Annotated in this window: 18 protein-coding genes and 1 pseudogene; 17 read left to right on the top strand and 2 right to left on the bottom strand. The window is 63.0% G+C overall.

Annotation, left to right across the window (positions count from 1 at the left end):
• Positions 1-75: 75 nt before the first annotated feature.
• On the top strand, positions 76-663 hold the full coding sequence (locus tag LK03_RS01095) for a hypothetical protein (RefSeq protein ID WP_038410706.1): 588 nt from the start codon (positions 76-78) through the stop codon (positions 661-663).
• On the opposite strand, the gene LK03_RS01090 is transcribed toward LK03_RS01095, so the two are convergent.
• On the bottom strand, positions 646-1857 hold the full coding sequence (locus LK03_RS01090; protein ID WP_038410705.1) for a transporter associated domain-containing protein: 1212 nt from the start codon (positions 1855-1857) through the stop codon (positions 646-648). The genes LK03_RS01095 and LK03_RS01090 overlap by 18 nt on opposite strands.
• Before the next feature lie 9 nt (positions 1858-1866).
• A complete protein-coding gene (locus LK03_RS01085) occupies positions 1867-2676 on the bottom strand; it encodes a cytochrome C assembly family protein (RefSeq protein WP_038410704.1) in 810 nt (269 codons plus the stop codon).
• A 244-nt stretch (positions 2677-2920) separates the two neighbouring features.
• On the opposite strand from LK03_RS01085, the gene ffh reads away from it, so the two are divergent.
• From ffh to LK03_RS01005, 16 genes and pseudogenes are all read left to right on the top strand, one after another.
• A complete protein-coding gene (ffh, locus tag LK03_RS01080) occupies positions 2921-4297 on the top strand; it encodes a signal recognition particle protein (protein ID WP_038410703.1) in 1377 nt (458 codons plus the stop codon).
• A 231-nt stretch (positions 4298-4528) separates the two neighbouring features.
• Positions 4529-4780 carry a 30S ribosomal protein S16 gene (rpsP, locus tag LK03_RS01075; RefSeq protein ID WP_028695274.1) on the top strand — a complete coding sequence of 84 codons (252 nt, stop codon included), beginning with the start codon at positions 4529-4531 and terminating at the stop codon, positions 4778-4780.
• A gap of 5 nt (positions 4781-4785) precedes the next feature.
• The gene (gene rimM, locus LK03_RS01070) at positions 4786-5322 is read left to right on the top strand and encodes a ribosome maturation factor RimM (RefSeq protein ID WP_038410702.1); all 537 of its coding nucleotides are present in this window, start codon (positions 4786-4788) and stop codon (positions 5320-5322) included.
• 3 nt (positions 5323-5325) lie between these two features.
• Positions 5326-6078 carry a tRNA (guanosine(37)-N1)-methyltransferase TrmD gene (gene trmD, locus LK03_RS01065; RefSeq protein ID WP_038410701.1) on the top strand — a complete coding sequence of 251 codons (753 nt, stop codon included), beginning with the start codon at positions 5326-5328 and terminating at the stop codon, positions 6076-6078.
• A gap of 42 nt (positions 6079-6120) precedes the next feature.
• Entirely contained in the window at positions 6121-6471 is a 351-nt protein-coding gene (gene rplS, locus LK03_RS01060) for a 50S ribosomal protein L19 (RefSeq protein ID WP_003252148.1), read from the top strand.
• Positions 6472-6601: 130 nt separating this feature from the next.
• Positions 6602-7039 carry an acyl-CoA thioesterase gene (locus LK03_RS01055; RefSeq protein ID WP_049870400.1) on the top strand — a complete coding sequence of 146 codons (438 nt, stop codon included), beginning with the start codon at positions 6602-6604 and terminating at the stop codon, positions 7037-7039.
• Positions 7040-7066: 27 nt separating this feature from the next.
• Complete coding sequence (gene xerD / locus LK03_RS01050) at positions 7067-7963, top strand: site-specific tyrosine recombinase XerD (protein ID WP_038410700.1); 897 nt, start codon at positions 7067-7069, stop codon at positions 7961-7963.
• Positions 7964-8116: 153 nt separating this feature from the next.
• A complete protein-coding gene (locus LK03_RS01045) occupies positions 8117-8860 on the top strand; it encodes a DsbC family protein (protein WP_038410699.1) in 744 nt (247 codons plus the stop codon).
• An 85-nt stretch (positions 8861-8945) separates the two neighbouring features.
• On the top strand, positions 8946-10250 hold the full coding sequence (locus LK03_RS01040; protein WP_038410698.1) for a homoserine dehydrogenase: 1305 nt from the start codon (positions 8946-8948) through the stop codon (positions 10248-10250).
• A 177-nt stretch (positions 10251-10427) separates the two neighbouring features.
• The gene (thrC, locus tag LK03_RS01035; RefSeq protein WP_038410697.1) at positions 10428-11837 is read left to right on the top strand and encodes a threonine synthase; all 1410 of its coding nucleotides are present in this window, start codon (positions 10428-10430) and stop codon (positions 11835-11837) included.
• Between the two features lie 279 nt (positions 11838-12116).
• Positions 12117-12554 carry a response regulator gene (locus LK03_RS01030; RefSeq protein WP_038410696.1) on the top strand — a complete coding sequence of 146 codons (438 nt, stop codon included), beginning with the start codon at positions 12117-12119 and terminating at the stop codon, positions 12552-12554.
• 75 nt (positions 12555-12629) lie between these two features.
• Positions 12630-12911, top strand: a complete 282-nt coding sequence (locus LK03_RS01025) for a DUF3509 domain-containing protein (RefSeq protein ID WP_028695281.1) — start codon at positions 12630-12632, stop codon at positions 12909-12911.
• A 253-nt stretch (positions 12912-13164) separates the two neighbouring features.
• The gene (locus tag LK03_RS01020; RefSeq protein WP_038410695.1) at positions 13165-13707 is read left to right on the top strand and encodes a YaeQ family protein; all 543 of its coding nucleotides are present in this window, start codon (positions 13165-13167) and stop codon (positions 13705-13707) included.
• 31 nt (positions 13708-13738) lie between these two features.
• Positions 13739-15447: pseudogene (gene recJ, locus LK03_RS01015) on the top strand (single-stranded-DNA-specific exonuclease RecJ).
• 130 nt (positions 15448-15577) lie between these two features.
• Complete coding sequence (locus tag LK03_RS01010) at positions 15578-16684, top strand: NADH:flavin oxidoreductase/NADH oxidase (protein WP_038410694.1); 1107 nt, start codon at positions 15578-15580, stop codon at positions 16682-16684.
• Positions 16685-16853: 169 nt separating this feature from the next.
• Positions 16854-17546: a tellurite resistance TerB family protein gene (locus LK03_RS01005; protein WP_038410693.1), complete on the top strand. Its 693-nt coding sequence runs from the start codon at positions 16854-16856 to the stop codon at positions 17544-17546.
• The last annotated feature ends 26 nt before the right edge of the window (positions 17547-17572 follow it).

Raw genomic sequence — 17572 nt, 5'->3', positions numbered from 1 at the left:
CCGCGACACCGCGGCGGGCATCCGCTACATTTTCCTTCAGCGCTGCAACGGCGCCTCGAACAAGAAGGAAACGCCATGCGCCACGAATTCAGCGACGTGCTCAACGACCTGATCGACTATTTCCTGCTCGCCGATTTGCAACGCCTCAAGCGTTTCCAGGACGATCACGATCTGCCCGATGATCTGGCCCATGCCTTCACCCACGGCGACAGCGGCGACCGTGCGGTGCTCGAAGGGGTGGTGTTGCCGCTGGCAGGGGTGGAAAACCTGCCGTATCGCATCATCTTTACCCTCGACGGGCAGTCGCCGGCGTTGCTCGAAGCAGGCAGCAGCCTGCGCCATCGCCGGTCCGGGTACATTCTTCAGGTGGAAAGTGGCGCGGTGCTGCTATTCACCTGGCGGTTGTTGCAGCACTTCACCAACAAGACACTCGGTGATGTGCTGGCGCGCTACCAGGCGCCGGAGCGACCGATGATCGAGCTGGAAAATGGCTGGTACGAGGTGCAAGTGCTGGCCGGAGCGGTGCTGCGCGACGAGCTGTACGAGCCGGCGTTCGAATTCGTGCTGCGCAAGACCTGGAGCAGGCCGGCGGCTGGCGACCTCGACGTGGGCTACCGCTATACGCTCAACGACGAACTAGCGGACTCAGCGCCGCGCCGCTAGCGACGAACCCACGTTCCAGGCCAGCACCTTGCTCGCGCAGTTGTCCTGGGTTTCGAGAATTTCCAGGCGGTAGCGGCCGATCCTCAAGCACACAGCGGTTTCGGGAATGCTTTCAAGGGCTTCGATGACCAGGCCATTGAGGGTCTTCGGTGCGCCGTCGCAGGGCAAGTGCCAGCCCAGGCAGCGGTTGATTTCCCGCAAGGTGGTGGCGCCGTCGATGATGAAGCGGCCATCGGCCTGGGTTTCGATGTGCGGGTTGTTCAGGTGCTGTTCCTGCTCGAACTCGCCGACGATTTCTTCCAGCAAGTCTTCTAGGGTCACGATGCCGAGCACTTCGCCGTACTCGTCGACCACCATCGCCATGCGCCGCTGCTGCTTGTGAAAGTTCAGCAGCTGCAATTGCAGGGGTGTGGTTTCTGGAATGAAGTAGGGCGGATGGCAGGCCGCCAGGAGTGCGTCCTTGGTCAGTGCGCCCGCGCTCAGCAAATGGCGCACCAGCTTGATGTTGAGCACGGCCTCGACCTGATTGATGTCGGCATGGAATACCGGCAGGCGAGTGTGCTGGCTGCCCAGCAATTGCGCGCTGATCCGTTCGATCGGGTCGTCGAGGTTGATGCCGTCGACATCGTTGCGCGGTACCAGAATGTCATTGACGGTGACCCCTTCGAGGGCCTGTACACCGCGGGAAATGCCAGGGCGCACAGGGCCGGGGCTGGCTTGGTCGTCGAACGGATCGTCGGTCGCGCCCACTGCAGTGGCTTGGGCGGCCTGCCGGCGCAGCGGTCGCAGCAGCAGGCGTGCGCAGGCATCTAGCAGGCAGGCCAGTGGTTGCAGTAGCCAGAGCGGCACGCGCAGCACTTGTCGTCCCAGGTTCAGACAGCCGCGCGGGTAGCGCCGGGCCAGACGCCGCGGCAGGTATTCGCTGAGCACCAGCAGGGTCAGCGCCGCGCCCAGACCGGACAGCCAGAAACCGTGCTCACTGAAGTGGCGCCAGCCCTCCAGGCAGGCCAGGCCCAGCACCAGCAGCTTGCCGAGGCTGGCGCCAAGCACCAGGGCCTGGGCAGGCAGCGCAGGAGCGTCGTCTTCATCGGCGGGGGGTATTTGGGCGGCGGCGTCGACCGTGCTCAACAGCACCGACCAGAGCAGCGCCAGGGCCAGGATACCGAGCAGGGTGGCATGCGGCAGGGTGTACATGGGCAAGGGTCAGATGTGCAGGATGAATTCGCGAACCAGCTTGCTGCCGAAATAGGCCAGCATCAGCAGGCAGAAGCCGGCCAGGGTCCAGCGGATCGCCTTGTGCCCACGCCAGCCAAGGCGCGTACGGCCCCACAGCAGTACGCCGAACACCACCCAGGCCAGGCAGGCGAGGGACGTCTTGTGCACCAGATGCTGGGCGAACAGGTTATCGAGGAACAACCAGCCCGACACCAGCGAGGCACTGAGCAGCGCCCAGCCAGCCCAGAGGAAGCCGAACAGCAGGCTTTCCATGGTCTGCAGGGGCGGGAAGTTGCGGATCAGGCCTGACGGATGCTTGTGCTTGAGCTGGTAATCCTGCAGCAACAGCAGCAGCGACTGGAACACGGCAATGGTGAACAGGCCATAGGCGAGAATCGACAGCAGGATGTGCGCCAGGATGCCCGGTTCTTCGTTGGTCAGCGGTACCGTACCTGCCGGGGCGAACTGCGCCAGCAGCGCGGTCACCGCGCCAAGCGGGAACAGCAGCACCAGCAGGTTCTCCACCGGAATGCTCAGGCAGGCGAGCAGGGTCAGGGCAATCACCGCCACGGCGATCAGGCTGGCGGCACTGAAGAAGTCCAGGCTCAGGCCCAGCGGAGTGTTCAGCTGAAAGAACAGTGCGCCGCCCTGGGCCAGCACGGCCAGGCCGCCGAGCAGGCCCAGCAGGCGCTTGTCGGCGCGCGAGCCCTGACGAATGCGCATGGCGTGATACAGCGTCGCCAGCAGGTAGAGGCCGGCGGCGAGCAGATTGGGAATGAGGCTGGGTGAAGAGAGCATAAGTCCTGGCAGGCAAGCCCTTGAAGAAACGGAGTGTGGCATAGAAGGTGGCGGGCAAGGAAGTCTGCGACGGCGTGGCTGCGGCTGTGCCGGCCTGGATCAGCGAAGCGTGCGTCTGTCAGCGCCGAGGTGTGCGTAATCGGTGCGCTGCGCTATAATCGCCGGCTTGCTGTGCCCTGGGCCTTTTCATCGAGGACCAGGTTGCCTGACCACCCTCGGCTTTACTGGGCCTGAAAGGATCACCATGTTCGAAAACCTGACCGACCGCCTGTCACAGACGCTGCGCCACGTTACCGGCAAGGCCAAGCTGACCGAAGACAACATCAAGGACACCTTGCGCGAAGTGCGCATGGCGCTGCTTGAGGCCGACGTGGCCCTGCCGGTGGTCAAGGATTTCGTCAACAGCGTGAAAGAACGTGCGGTCGGCACCGAGGTGTCGCGCAGCCTGACCCCGGGTCAGGCGTTCGTGAAGATCGTCCAGGCCGAACTCGAAGGCCTGATGGGTGCGGCCAACGAAGAGCTGGCGCTCAACGCGGCGCCCCCCGCCGTGGTGCTCATGGCCGGCCTGCAGGGTGCGGGCAAGACCACCACCGCTGGCAAGCTGGCGCGCCACCTCAAGGAGCGCAAGAAGAAGAGCGTGATGGTGGTGTCGGCCGACGTCTATCGTCCTGCCGCGATCAAGCAGCTCGAAACCCTGGCCAACGACATCGGCGTGACCTTCTTCCCGTCCGATATCAGCCAGAAGCCGGTAGCCATCGCCGAGGCGGCGATTCGCGAGGCCAAGCTCAAGTACATCGACGTGGTGATCGTCGACACCGCCGGCCGTCTGCACATCGACGCCGACATGATGGACGAGATCAAGTCCCTGCATGCCGCGGTCAAGCCTGTGGAAACGCTGTTCGTGGTCGACGCCATGACCGGTCAGGACGCGGCCAACACCGCCAAGGCCTTCGGTGAAGCGCTGCCGCTGACCGGTGTGATTCTCACCAAGGTCGATGGCGATGCCCGTGGCGGTGCTGCCCTCTCGGTGCGCGCCATCACCGGCAAGCCGATCAAGTTCATCGGCATGGGCGAGAAGAGCGAAGCCCTCGAGCCGTTCCACCCTGATCGTATCGCCTCGCGCATCCTGGGTATGGGCGATGTGCTCAGCCTGATCGAGCAGGCCGAGCAGACCATCGACAAGGCCAAGGCCGACAAGCTCGCCAAGAAGCTGAAGAAGGGCAAGGGCTTCGACCTCGAAGACTTCCGCGACCAACTGCTGCAAATGAAGAATATGGGCGGCCTCGGTGGCCTGATGGACAAGCTGCCGAGCATCGGCGGCGTCAACCTGTCGCAGATGGGCAATGCCCAGGGCGCGGCCGAGAAGCAGTTCAAGCAGATGGAAGCGATCATCAACTCGATGACCCCGGCCGAGCGCCGCGATCCTGAATTGCTCAGTGGCTCGCGCAAGCGCCGCATCGCCCTGGGTTCCGGCACCCAGGTGCAGGATGTCGGACGGCTGATCAAGCAGCACAAGCAGATGCAGAAAATGATGAAGAAATTCTCCAGCAAAGGCGGCATGTCGAAGATGATGCGCGGGCTGGGCGGAATGCTGCCAGGCGGCGGCATGCCGAAGCTGTAACCCATTCAGGGCTTGGGCGTGTTCGCCCGAGTCCAGGATCCCCGCTGCCGCGGGGTCAACGCTGCCCGCTTCGGCAGGCAGCCAATTGTGCAGATCGACAGGCAGGCCTTCATTCAACTGAAAAAGGCATTTGCAAAAGTCCGTACATTCCTTGAGAATATGCGGCCTTTCGGGTACCCGTGTGCCCGCTGGGATCATGATTTGCAGCACCGACTACAGGAACGATGTTCAATGCTAACCATCCGTCTTGCCCGTGGCGGCTCCAAAAAGCGCCCATTCTACCAACTGACCGTAACCGACTCGCGTAACCCGCGTGACGGCTCCCACATCGAGCAGGTTGGCTTCTTCAACCCTGTCGCTCGTGGTCAGGAAGTTCGCCTGTCCGTTAAAGAAGATCGCGTCGCTCACTGGCTGAGCGTTGGCGCGCAGCCGTCTGAGCGCGTTGCTCAGCTGCTGAAGGAAGCGGCCAAGGCTGCAGCCTGAACCGTATGAGCGCGACGCCAGAAATGGCTGACGACCTCATCGTCGTTGGCAAGATTTTTTCGGTTCACGGCGTTCGCGGCGAGGTGAAGGTCTTTTCCTTTACCGATCCGATTGAAAACCTGTTGGATTACCGTCACTGGACGCTTCGGCGTGAAGGGTCGGTCAAACAGGTCGAGCTGGTGAGTGGCCGTTCCACGCAAAAGGATCTGGTCGCGAAACTCAAAGGGCTAGACGATCGTGACGAAGCACGTCTTCTGAGCGGTTACGAGATCTGTATCTCACGCAGCCTTTTGCCCAACTTGAGCGAAGACGAATACTACTGGCATCAACTGGTAGGTCTGAGCGTCATCAACCAGGACGAACAACTGTTCGGCAAGGTCGATCACCTGTTGGAAACCGGCGCCAATGATGTAGTAGTGGTCAAGCCTTGCACGGGCAGCCTGGATGATCGTGAGCGTCTGTTGCCGTATACCCGGCAATGCGTGCTGGCAATCGACCTGGAAGCAGGTGTGATGCGGGTCGAATGGGATGCGGATTTCTGACTGATGGGCAACCTTCGAGTAGAAGTCGTCACGCTGTTCCCTGAGATGTTTTCGGCCATTACCGAGTACGGCATTACCAGCCGCGCGGTGAAGCAGGGGTTGTTGCAACTGACCTGCTGGAATCCGCGGGACTACACCACTGATCGCCACCACACGGTGGATGATCGGCCTTTTGGCGGTGGTCCGGGGATGGTGATGAAGATCAAGCCTCTGGAAGACGCCCTGGCCAGCGCCAGGCAAGCGACCGGAGCATCGGCGAAGGTGATTTACCTCTCGCCACAAGGCCGCACGCTGACTCAGCAAGCGGTCAAAGGCCTGGCTGAACAGGAGTCGTTGATCCTGATCGCCGGTCGTTACGAAGGCATCGACGAGCGTTTTATCGAAGCTCATGTCGATGAAGAGTGGTCGATTGGCGACTATGTACTGTCTGGTGGCGAGCTGCCGGCCATGGTGTTGATCGATGCGGTTACACGACTGCTGCCCGGAGCTTTGGGGCATGTGGGTTCGGCGGAGGAAGACTCCTTCACCGATGGCCTGCTTGATTGCCCGCACTACACCCGACCTGAGGTGTATGCGGATCAGCGTGTACCCGACGTGTTGCTCAGTGGCAACCATGCACACATCCGGCAATGGCGGTTGAAGCAGTCCTTAGGCAGGACATTCGAACGTCGCGCCGATCTTCTGGAAAGTCGCTCGCTTTCTGGAGAAGAGAAGAAGCTGCTCGAGGAATACCTCCGAGAGCGGAACGATAGTTAACGTATCGATGGTGGATCACGGTATCCATCTTAGGAGCACAGCATGACCAACAAGATCATCCAGCAGCTCGAAGCAGAGCAGATGAGCAAGGAAATCCCAACTTTCGCACCCGGCGACACCGTTGTCGTCCAGGTTAAAGTGAAAGAAGGTGAGCGTTCCCGTCTGCAGGCGTTCGAAGGCGTCGTCATCGCCAAGCGCAACCGCGGTCTGAACAGCGCCTTCACCGTGCGCAAGATCTCCAGCGGCGTCGGCGTAGAGCGTACCTTCCAGACCTACAGCCCGCAGATCGACAGCCTGGCCGTGAAACGTCGTGGTGACGTGCGTAAAGCCAAGCTGTACTACCTGCGTGACCTGTCCGGTAAAGCAGCTCGCATCAAGGAAAAACTGTCCTGAGTGCAGTTTGACCGGCAGCCCAGGCTGCCATGCGAAAGAAAAAGCAGCCTTCGGGCTGCTTTTTTGTGGGCGTGGGTTTTTCCGCGTATAACACCCTCTGCCGCGTAAACCCTTGCGATGGGAGCAATCGATGACGCCGCGTGACCAGGAAATCCAGCGCCGTACCGAATTGTCGGTCACCCGTGTGACCAAGACGGTATTCCCCAACACCACCAACCACCACAACACCCTGTTCGGTGGCACCGCCCTGGCCTGGATGGACGAAGTGTCGTTCATCGCCGCCACGCGCTTTTGCCGCTTGCCACTGGTGACGGTCTCCACCGACCGCATCGACTTCAAGCACCCGATTCCGGCCGGCACCATCGTCGAGCTGGTTGGCAGCGTGATCAAGGTGGGCAACACCAGCCTGCAAGTGCAGGTCGATGTATTCGTCGAAAACATGTACCTCGATGGCCGTGAACGTGCCATCCACGGTGTGTTCAGCTTCGTGGCCATCGACGAAGACAAGCGCCCGGTGCCGGTACTGCCGCACTTGAGCGGCGAAGACGCCGCCGCTGAGCCACTATGATTCGCCCGACCGAGTAAGCTTGCCTGTATGCCTGCACTGGACCACCCCTTGATCGACCCTTTTCTCGATGCGCTCTGGCTCGAGAAAGGTCTTTCCGCCAATACCCGTGTCTCCTACAAGAGCGACCTGACCCTGTTCAATGGCTGGCTGGACGAGCGCGGTGTCGATCTGGCGCAGGCGGGGCGCGACTCGATTCTCGATCATCTCGCCTGGCGTCTGGATCAAGGCTACAAGCCGCGATCGACGGCGCGTTTCATTTCGGGGGTGCGGGGCTTTTATCGCTATCTCCTGCGCGAGAAGCTGATAGCGGTCGACCCGACGCTGCTGGTGGAAATGCCGCAGTTGGGGCGGCCACTGCCCAAGTCGCTGTCCGAAGCCGATGTCGAAGCGCTGTTGCAGGCCCCCGATCTGGCCGAGGCGATCGGTCAGCGTGACCGCGCCATGCTGGAGGTGCTGTACGCCTGCGGCCTGCGGGTCACCGAGCTGATCAGCCTGACCCTCGATCAGATCAACCTGCGCCAGGAGGTGGTGCGGGTGATGGGCAAGGGCAGCAAGGAACGGCTGGTGCCCATGGGTGAGGAGGCCGTGGTCTGGCTGGAGCGCTACCTGCGCCATGGCCGAGCCGAGCTGCTCGACGAGCGGCCCAGCGACGTGCTGTTTCCCAGCCTGCGCGGCGAGCAGATGACCCGTCAGACCTTCTGGCACCGTATCAAGCACCACGCCAAGGTCGCCGGAATCGACAAGCCGCTGTCGCCGCACACCTTGCGCCACGCTTTCGCCACGCATCTGCTCAACCACGGCGCCGACCTGCGTGTGGTGCAGATGCTGCTCGGCCACAGCGACCTGTCGACCACGCAGATCTATACCCACGTGGCCAAGGCACGGCTGCAGCAGTTGCACGCGCAGCACCACCCGCGCGGATGAATGAAATTCATGTTCTGCCAGGCGGCGCGTGCAACGACAGTCAGCGCCAGCCCGTTGTGGTAGTCTTGGCCAGTTTGTAGCAGGGGCCGTCTGGTCGTCGCGCCGTGGGCGCAGGCCACACCCGCAAGCCCCCGCCCGCCTTCAGGAGTTCCCATGCGCGTGACCCGGATTTTCGCAGCTGCCGCCCTGGCGCTGTGCAGCACCCTTGCCGCTGCGGCGGCGACCGACGCCAATACCGGCGCCGAACAGGCAATTCGCAAGACCCTGCAAAGCCTTGAACTGGATGTGCCGGTGGAAAGCGTTTCCAGCAGTCCGGTCGGCGGCCTGTACGAAGTCAAGCTGCAAGGCGGTCGAGTACTGTATGCCAGCCCCGATGGACAGTTCGTCATGCAGGGCTACCTGTATCAGATTCAGGATGGCAAGCCGGTGAACCTCACCGAAAAGACCGAGCGTCAGGGTGTGGCCAAGCTCATCAATGGCATCCCGGCCGCCGAAATGGTGATTTACCCTGCCAAGGGCGAGACCAAGTCTCACATCACCGTGTTCACCGACACCACCTGCCCGTATTGCCACAAGCTGCACGCCGAAGTGCCCGAGCTCAACCGCCGCGGTATCGAAGTGCGCTACCTGGCCTTCCCGCGCCAGGGCATCGGCTCTGACGGCGACCAGCAGCTGCAGGCGGTGTGGTGCTCCAGCGACCGCCGTGCGGCGATGGACAAGATGGTCGATGGCAAGGACATCAAGGCTGCCAAGTGCGCCAACCCGGTCGGCAAGCAGTTCGAGCTGGGCCAGTCGATCGGTGTCAATGGCACACCGGCCATCGTTCTGGAAAGCGGCCAGGTGATTCCGGGCTACCAGCCGGCGCCGCAGGTGGCCAAGCTGGCCCTGGCCAAGTAATCGATTTTTTGCACGCCGTCGCTATGGGGCGACGGCACGTTTCACGGTCGACCGAGGTGGTGGGCCGTTCTATGGGGAGTTCACAGTGAAACCGGTCAAAGTAGGCATCTGTGGGTTGGGGACCGTCGGTGGCGGAACCTTCAATGTGCTTCAGCGTAACGCCGAGGAGATCGCCCGCCGTGCCGGGCGCGGTATTGAAGTGGCACAGATCGCCATGCGCTCGCCCAACCCGAACTGCCAGATTACCGGTACCCCCATTACCGCCGATGTGTTCGAGGTCGCCAGCAACCCGGAAATCGACATTGTCATCGAGCTGATCGGTGGCTACACCATCGCCCGCGACCTGGTGCTAAAGGCCATCGACAATGGCAAGCACGTGGTCACCGCGAACAAGGCGCTGATCGCCGTACACGGCAACGAGATCTTCGCCCGCGCCCGCGACAAGGGTGTGATCGTCGCCTTCGAAGCGGCGGTGGCCGGCGGTATCCCGGTGATCAAGGCCATTCGCGAAGGCCTGTCGGCTAACCGCATCAACTGGCTGGCCGGCATCATCAACGGCACCGGCAACTTCATCCTCACCGAAATGCGTGAGAAGGGCCGCGCCTTCCCCGACGTACTGGCCGAGGCCCAGGCGCTGGGCTACGCCGAAGCCGATCCGACCTTCGACGTCGAAGGCATCGATGCCGCGCACAAGCTGACCATCCTTGCCTCCATCGCCTTCGGCATCCCGCTGCAATTCGAAAAGGCCTACACCGAAGGCATCACCCAGCTGACCACGGCCGACGTCAACTACGCCGAAGCGTTGGGCTATCGCATCAAGCATCTGGGCGTGGCGCGCAGCACCGCGGCCGGTATCGAGCTGCGCGTACACCCGACCCTGATCCCCAGCGATCGCCTGATCGCCAACGTCAATGGCGTGATGAACGCTGTGATGGTCAACGGCGATGCCGCAGGATCGACCCTGTACTACGGTGCTGGCGCCGGCATGGAGCCGACCGCTTCTTCGGTGGTGGCAGACTTGGTCGACGTGGTGCGCGCCATGACCTCGGACCCGGAAAACCGCGTACCGCACCTGGCCTTCCAGCCCGATTCGCTGTCTTCCCACCCGATCCTGCCGATCGAAGCCTGCGAGAGCGCCTACTACCTACGTATCCAGGCCAAGGATCACCCCGGCGTGCTGGCCCAGGTGGCGAGTATTCTTTCCGAGCGTGGTATCAACATCGAGTCGATCATGCAGAAGGAAGCCGAGGAGCAGGACGGCCTGGTGCCGATGATCCTGCTCACTCACCGGGTCATCGAGCAGAACATCAACGATGCCATCGTCGCCCTGGAAGACCTGCAGGATGTGGTCGGCAACGTCGTACGCATCCGCGTCGAACAGCTGAACTGAACTGACCTGAAGCTGCAAGCTTGGAGCTGCAAGCTGCAAGAAACAGCAGCGCAGCGTTGAGGTTGAAAGATTAATTACGTGGCGACGCCTGAGTGCAGCTCGCGAGAAAACGCCGATCGGCTTTTACTTGCAGCTTGCAGCTACAAGCTCCCCACTCAAACCAAAGGTTTGCCCCCCATGCGCTATATCAGTACCCGCGGCCAGGCGCCGGCCCTGAATTTCGAAGATGTCTTGCTGGCCGGCCTTGCCAGTGATGGCGGTCTCTACGTGCCAGAGAACCTGCCGCGCTTCACCCAGGAAGAAATCGCTTCCTGGGCCGGCCTGCCGTACCACGAGCTGGCCTTCCGGGTGATGCGCCCGTTCGTTGCCGGCAGCATCGCCGATGCCGATTTCAAGCAGATTCTCGAGCAGACCTACGGTGCCTTCGCCCACGCGGCCGTGGCGCCGCTGCGTCAGCTCAATGGCAATGAATGGGTCATGGAACTGTTCCATGGCCCGACCCTGGCCTTCAAGGACTTCGCCCTGCAACTGCTCGGCCGCCTGCTCGACCATGTGCTGGCCAAGCGCAACGAGCGTGTGGTGATCGTCGGTGCCACCAGTGGTGACACCGGTTCTGCCGCCATCGAAGGCTGCCGCCAGTGCGAAAACGTCGACATCTTCATCCTCCACCCGCACCAGCGTGTGTCTGAGGTGCAGCGCCGGCAGATGACCACCATCCTCGGCGAAAACATCCATAACATCGCCATCGAGGGCAACTTCGACGACTGCCAGGAGATGGTCAAGGCCAGCTTCGCTGATCAGTCGTTCCTCAAGGGCACGCGCCTGGTAGCGGTCAACTCGATCAACTGGGCGCGGATCATGGCCCAGGTCGTCTACTACTTCCACGCCGCCCTGCAGCTCGGTGGCCCGGCACGTTCGGTGGCGTTCTCGGTGCCGACCGGCAACTTCGGCGACATCTTCGCCGGTTACCTTGCGCGCAACATGGGCCTGCCGATCAGTCAGCTGGTGGTGGCAACCAACCGTAACGACATCCTGCACCGCTTCATGAGCGGCAACCAGTACGTCAAGCAAACCCTGCACGCCACCTTGTCGCCGTCGATGGACATCATGGTCTCGTCCAACTTCGAGCGCCTGCTGTTCGACCTGCACGGTCGCAACGGCGCCGCGATTGCCGGTTTGATGGACACCTTCCGCCAAGGCGGCGGCTTCAGCGTCGATGACGATCGCTGGAGCGAGGCGCGCAAGCTGTTCGACTCGCTGGCCGTCAGCGATGAGCAAACCTGCGAAACCATCGCCGAGGTGTTCGCCAGCACGGGTGAGGTGCTCGATCCGCATACCGCCATTGGCGTGCGCGCGGCCCGCGAATGCCGCCGCAGCCTGGACACCCCGATGGTGGTGCTGGGTACCGCGCATCCAGTCAAGTTCCCCGAAGCGGTGGAGAAGGCTGGCGTCGGCAAGGCGTTGGAGCTGCCCCCTCACCTGAGCGACCTGTTCAGCCGTGAAGAGCGCTGCACGGTCCTGGCCAACGACCTGAAAACTGTTCAGGCGTTCGTCAGCCAACACGGCAACCGCGGCAAGCCGCTGTAACGCCGCAGCGGGCGAGGACAGTGCCGTTGGGTGCTGCCTCGCCGTCGGTACCGTCGGTGCGAGGCTCCGCCCGTTGCGGGCCGTCTGGATTGGGCCTGCTGCGTAGGCCATCGCGGGTCAACCCGCTGCTACCGAGGTCATCTCCCGCAGGGCGGCTGTGCCGGGAGTGCCGCCAGATACACCCCACTGTCGTTTCAGAGTTTTCTTATGGAGAAGCATTACCTGCGTGTCTAGAGTGGCGGGTCTTTCCGGCTGCCCTACGGCATCGAGGCGCGACTCATGAAACGGCTGACCGTCCTGATCCATCAACAGCATCCCTATCACCAGCTCACCCTGCACCAGGCCTGCAATGCCCAAGGCGTATTCGACGTTCGCCTGGTCGACGACCTGCGCACGATACCTGGCCGGCTCCAAGCGGGCAGGGCGCCTGACCTGCTGATGCTCGACCAGCGCATGCCTTCGTCTGCCGGCACGGCCTTGCTGCAGCGCCTGCGGGCGGAGCGCAAGGTGCCAGCCTTGCTGTTCACCGGTCAGGCCGACAGTCCCTGTCACGACTTCGCCCGCCTGGCGCAGCAACAGGGGTTATGGGTCGTGGGAGAACTGCACTGGCCGCTGTCAGCGAACGCATTGCGCATGATCCTGCAGCGCTTGGATGGCATCACCCGGTCTTTGCCGCTGCACAGCCGTTCCGAGGTCGTCGGATACGCCTGCCGATGAGCGTCCAACACCGAACTTTCCGCTTCGCTTGCAGGTCAGTACGACTGTATCCAACACAACAAGCGAGTACGCCGGATGGAAAGAATCTGCAGACTGCTCAACGATGCACTGTCCCCTTACCACACTCGCCTCAGTGACGAAGATGCCAGCGGCCAGCGCCTGCTGACCGTATTCAACCGCCAGGGCGCGGAAACCTTGAAATGCCAGGTCAGCCTGCGCCAGCTGGAAGATCGCCGCCTGCTGGTCGATCTGGTCGACGGCCTGCACCGTGACCTGCAAATTGCCGAAGGGCGCCTGCAACCGTGCGTCATCGCTGCCTTGCAGCATCAGAAACTGCCGCAAGGAACCTTCGCCTGACGCAAACGTCAGACACTTCATTGGCACCCGTCTCGATGCTTTGCTCCGGTAGCGAGACGTTGCCACGGGAAGCCCAGATGGCTTCTTGCTTGAACCCCGGTCGACTACCCCAGCGGCCGGGGTTTCTTTTTTTCCACGCCAGCGCAGTGCCGGATGCCCCTACGGACAGGCCTGCGCACAGTCGACAGACCAACGTTACGGGGGCTAATCGGTTAGACTGGCGTACTTTTTTCGCGAGCATGAAGCCCCACCTATGGCCCAGCCGTCCACCACCTACAAATTCGAACTCAACCTCACCGACCTTGACCGCGGCGTTTACGAAAACGTGCGTCAGACCATCGCTCGCCATCCTTCGGAAACCGAAGAGCGAATGGCGGTACGCTTGCTGGCCTACGCGCTCTGGTACAACGAGCAGTTGTCGTTCGGCCGCGGGCTGTCAGACGTCGATGAAGCCGCGCTGTGGGAAAAGAGTCTGGATGACCGCATCCTGCACTGGATCGAGGTTGGCCAGCCCGACGCCGAACGCCTGACCTGGTGTTCGCGGCGCACCGAGCGCACCAGCCTGCTGGCCTACGGCAGCTTGCGTGTGTGGGAGGGCAAGGTAGTGCCGGCGGTGAAGTCGCTGAAGAACCTGAACATCGCCGCCGTCCCGCAGGACGTGCTGGAAACCCTGGCCAGCAACATGCCGCGCACCATCAAGTGGGACGTGATGATCAGCGAGGGTACCGTGTTCGTGACCGACGACCAGGGTCAACACGAAGTTCAGCTGCAATGGCTGCTCGGCGAACGCGGCTGAACCGACTGACAAGGAAACCCCTGTAGACCCCATGCGTATCGAACCTCGTGCACTGCCTTCACCGTTGCCATCACTCGGCAATCTGCCGCCGCTACTGACTCGCCTGTACGCTGCCCGAGGCGTGCAGAGCGAAGCCGAACTGGATAAAAGCCTCAAGCAGTTGCTCCCTTACCAGCAGCTCAAAGGCATCGAGGCCGCGGTGCAATTGCTGGTCGAGGCCATCGATCAGCGTCAACGCATTCTCATTGTCGGCGACTTCGATGCCGATGGCGCCACTGCCAGTACTGTCGGCGTGCTCGGTCTGCGCCTGTTGGGTGCCGCCGAGGTCGACTATCTGGTGCCGAACCGCTTCGAGTACGGCTACGGCCTGACCCCGGAGATCGTCGAGGTCGCGCTGCAACGCCAGCCGCAGTTGCTGATGACGGTCGACAACGGCATCTCCAGCGTCGAAGGCGTGGCCGCGGCCAAGGCGGCGGGGCTCAAGGTGCTGGTCACCGACCACCACCTGCCAGGCCCGCAGCTACCCGCTGCCGATGCCATCGTCAACCCCAACCAGCCCGGCTGCGAGTTCCCCAGCAAGGCCCTGGCCGGTGTCGGGGTGATCTTCTACGTGCTGATGGCCCTGCGTGCGCAGTTGCGCAACCTGGGTCGCTACGCCGACCGAGCGCAGCCGAACATCGGTGAGCTGCTTGACCTTGTGGCACTGGGTAGCGTTGCCGACGTGGTGCCGCTGGATGCCAACAACCGCATCCTGGTCCATCAGGGCCTGGAACGCATCCGCGCCGGTCGCGCGCGGCCTGGGATCAAGGCGATTCTGCAAGTGGCCCGGCGTGAGCATGGGCGCATCACCTCCACCGACCTGGGCTTCATCCTTGGCCCACGGCTCAATGCTGCCGGACGCCTGGATGACATGAGCCTGGGCATCGAGTGCCTGCTGTGCGAAGACCCGGGCCTGGCCCTGGACATGGCCCAGCAGCTCGATGGTCTCAATCAGGACCGCAAGTCGATCGAGCAGGGCATGCAGCGCGAGGCCCTGGCCCAGCTCAAGGATCTGCCACTGCAAGACATGCCCTACGGCCTGTGCCTGTTCGAGGCCGAATGGCACCAGGGGGTCATCGGCATCCTCGCTTCGCGTCTGAAAGAGCGCTACCACCGGCCAACCATCGCCTTTGCCGATGCCGGCGAGGGCATGCTCAAGGGCTCGGCGCGCTCGATTCCGGGTTTGCATATCCGTGATGCGCTCGATGCCGTGGCCGCCCGCCATCCGGCGCTGATCAGCAAGTTCGGCGGGCATGCCATGGCCGCCGGCCTGTCGCTGCCCAGCGAGCACTTCACGGATTTTGCCCAGGCCTTCGATGAAGAGGTGCGCCGGCAACTGGTGGAAGACGACCTGACCGGTCGGTTGCTCTCCGATGGCACCCTGGCGGTGGAGGAGTTTCACCTCGACCTGGCCCGTGCGCTGCGCAATGCCGGACCCTGGGGCAGCACTTCCCTGAGCCGCTGTTCCATGGCGTGTTCCAGCTGGTCGAGCAGCGCATCGTCGGCGAGCGCCATCTGAAGGTGGTGCTCAAGAGCGAATGCGGCTCGCTGCGCCTGGATGGTATCGCCTTTGGCGTTGATCGTGAGGTGTGGCCAAACCCCAGCGTGCGTTGGGTCGAGCTGGCCTACAAACTGGACGTCAACGAGTTCCGCGGCAATGAAAGCGTGCAGTTGCTGATCGCCCACATCGAGCCGCGCTGAGCCACGGGGGCAAATCCGCGGGAACCATTGGCCGGGGCAAACTGGTCTAGTCTCACAGGAGCGACACCGGGTCGAGGGCGGTCACGAGTGCCCGGGTCGCATTTCTTCTTGGAGTCCTGGGAGGTCTTTCATGAGCCTGCTGCTAGAGCCCTATACCCTGCGTCAACTGACCCTGCCCAATCGCATTGCCGTATCGCCGATGTGCCAGTACTCGGCCGTCGATGGCCTGGCCAACGACTGGCACCTGGTGCACCTGGGCAGTCGCGCAGTGGGTGGCGCCGGACTGGTCATCGCCGAAGCCACGGCGGTGACGGCCGACGGTCGTATCACTGCTCAAGACCTCGGTCTGTGGAACGACGAACAGATCGCGCCGCTGCAACGGGTCACCCGTTTCATCACAGCCCAAGGCAGCGTTCCTGGTGTGCAGCTGGCCCATGCCGGGCGCAAGGCCAGCACTCACCGGCCGTGGCTGGGCAAGCACGGCAGCGTCAATGAACAGGAGGGCGGCTGGCAACCGGTCGGGCCCTCGCCGATTGCCTTCGATCCTGAGCATGCGGCGCCACGCGAGTTGAGCGAGCCCGACATCGCCGGCATCGTCCAGGCGTTCACCGATGCCGCGCGCCGCGCCCTTGCCGCTGGCTTCAAGGTGGTCGAGGTGCACGCGGCGCATGGCTACCTGCTGCACCAGTTCCTCTCGCCGCTGAGCAACCAGCGTCGCGATCAGTACGGCAGTTGCTTCGAGAACCGTATCCGCCTCACCCTGGAAGTGACCCAGGGCGTGCGTGACGTGTGGCCAGCTGAGTTGCCACTGTTCGTGCGTGTCTCGGCCACCGATTGGGTCGAAGACGGCTGGAACCCCGACGAAACCGTGGAACTGGCCAGGCGCCTGCGCGCCATCGGCGTCGACCTGATCGATGTCTCCTCGGGCGGCACCTCGGTCAACGCCGAGATTCCCACCGGCCCGGGCTACCAGACCCGCTTCGCCGAGCGGGTGCGCAAGGAATCGGAAATCGCCACTGGTACCGTGGGCATGATCACCGAGCCGGCCCAGGCCGAGCATATCCTGCGCACCGGCCAGGCCGATCTGATCTTCCTTGCCCGTGAACTGCTGCGCGATCCGTACTGGCCGCTGCATGCCGATGACGACCTGGGCGGCCACAAGGCGACCTGGCCTGCGCAGTACCAGCGCGCCACCAGCCGTTCCAGCCCAATTCACGAGTCCGATCTGCGCGACTGAGACCTCGCCCCCGCGCAATGCCGAGCGGCGCGTCCCTCAACGGGCGTGCTGCTCGCCTGGCAACATCCAGATGCATATCTCATGACCCGCCCGGCGCTCGCCAGAGAACCGGGTGAGTGCCTGCCTGTCCGATCCTGAGCATGATTCCCTAGTCCATGGAGACGCTGGCATGAATACGCGTGGCTTGCTCGATCAACTGCTCAAATCCGGTCAGGACCTGCTAGCGCAGCACACTGGCAAAGGCACAGGTTCCGGCGCTGGTAGCGGGTTGGGCGCTGGGTTGGGTGGCTTGTTGTCAGGCGTAGGTGGCAAGGCGCTGGGGGCCGGTGCGCTCGGTGCATTGCTCGGCAACAAGAAGACCCGCAAGCTCGGTGGCAAGGTGATCACCTACGGCGGCCTGGCCGCACTCGGCGTGCTGGCCTACAAGGCCTATGGCAACTGGCAGGCCAGCCAGGCCGGTGCGCCGCAGCGCGAGCCGCAGACCGTCGACCGGCTGCCGGCCGCTGAAGCCGAACTGCACAGCCAGGCCGTACTGCGCGCACTGGTCGCCGCAGCCAAGGCCGATGGTCATGTCGATGAGCGCGAGCGTGAGCTGATCGAAGGCGAATTCACCCGCCTGGACAACGATGCCGAACTGCGCCAGTGGTTGCACACCGAGCTGAACAAACCGCTGGACCCGGCTGACGTGGCCCGCGCTGCGCAAACCCCGGAAATGGCCGCCGAGATGTACCTCGCCAGCCTGATGATGGTCGATCAGGAAAACTTCATGGAGCGCGCCTACCTGGACGAGCTGGCCAAGCAACTGCGTCTGGACCCTGGGCTGCGCCAGGAACTGGAGGCGCAGCGGCAGTTGGCGGGTTGATCAGGGCCGGCACTGCCGGCCGCTCC

It is taken from the genome of Pseudomonas cremoricolorata (genome assembly GCF_000759535.1).
In the GTDB taxonomy this organism is placed as follows: domain Bacteria; phylum Pseudomonadota; class Gammaproteobacteria; order Pseudomonadales; family Pseudomonadaceae; genus Aquipseudomonas; species Aquipseudomonas cremoricolorata_A.
Note: the sequence above shows the minus strand (reverse complement) of the source record. Positions and strands in the feature narration are given on the sequence as shown.

Coding starts and splice junctions, on each gene's coding strand:
- LK03_RS01095 (WP_038410706.1), top strand. CDS start 76: ATGCGCCACGAATTCAGCGACGTGCTCAACGACCTGATCGACTATTTC.
- LK03_RS01090 (WP_038410705.1), bottom strand. CDS start 1,857: ATGTACACCCTGCCGCATGCCACCCTGCTCGGTATCCTGGCCCTGGCG.
- LK03_RS01085 (WP_038410704.1), bottom strand. CDS start 2,676: ATGCTCTCTTCACCCAGCCTCATTCCCAATCTGCTCGCCGCCGGCCTC.
- ffh (WP_038410703.1), top strand. CDS start 2,921: ATGTTCGAAAACCTGACCGACCGCCTGTCACAGACGCTGCGCCACGTT.
- rpsP (WP_028695274.1), top strand. CDS start 4,529: ATGCTAACCATCCGTCTTGCCCGTGGCGGCTCCAAAAAGCGCCCATTC.
- rimM (WP_038410702.1), top strand. CDS start 4,786: ATGAGCGCGACGCCAGAAATGGCTGACGACCTCATCGTCGTTGGCAAG.
- trmD (WP_038410701.1), top strand. CDS start 5,326: ATGGGCAACCTTCGAGTAGAAGTCGTCACGCTGTTCCCTGAGATGTTT.
- rplS (WP_003252148.1), top strand. CDS start 6,121: ATGACCAACAAGATCATCCAGCAGCTCGAAGCAGAGCAGATGAGCAAG.
- LK03_RS01055 (WP_049870400.1), top strand. CDS start 6,602: ATGACGCCGCGTGACCAGGAAATCCAGCGCCGTACCGAATTGTCGGTC.
- xerD (WP_038410700.1), top strand. CDS start 7,067: ATGCCTGCACTGGACCACCCCTTGATCGACCCTTTTCTCGATGCGCTC.
- LK03_RS01045 (WP_038410699.1), top strand. CDS start 8,117: ATGCGCGTGACCCGGATTTTCGCAGCTGCCGCCCTGGCGCTGTGCAGC.
- thrC (WP_038410697.1), top strand. CDS start 10,428: ATGCGCTATATCAGTACCCGCGGCCAGGCGCCGGCCCTGAATTTCGAA.
- LK03_RS01030 (WP_038410696.1), top strand. CDS start 12,117: ATGAAACGGCTGACCGTCCTGATCCATCAACAGCATCCCTATCACCAG.
- LK03_RS01025 (WP_028695281.1), top strand. CDS start 12,630: ATGGAAAGAATCTGCAGACTGCTCAACGATGCACTGTCCCCTTACCAC.
- LK03_RS01020 (WP_038410695.1), top strand. CDS start 13,165: ATGGCCCAGCCGTCCACCACCTACAAATTCGAACTCAACCTCACCGAC.
- LK03_RS01010 (WP_038410694.1), top strand. CDS start 15,578: ATGAGCCTGCTGCTAGAGCCCTATACCCTGCGTCAACTGACCCTGCCC.
- LK03_RS01005 (WP_038410693.1), top strand. CDS start 16,854: ATGAATACGCGTGGCTTGCTCGATCAACTGCTCAAATCCGGTCAGGAC.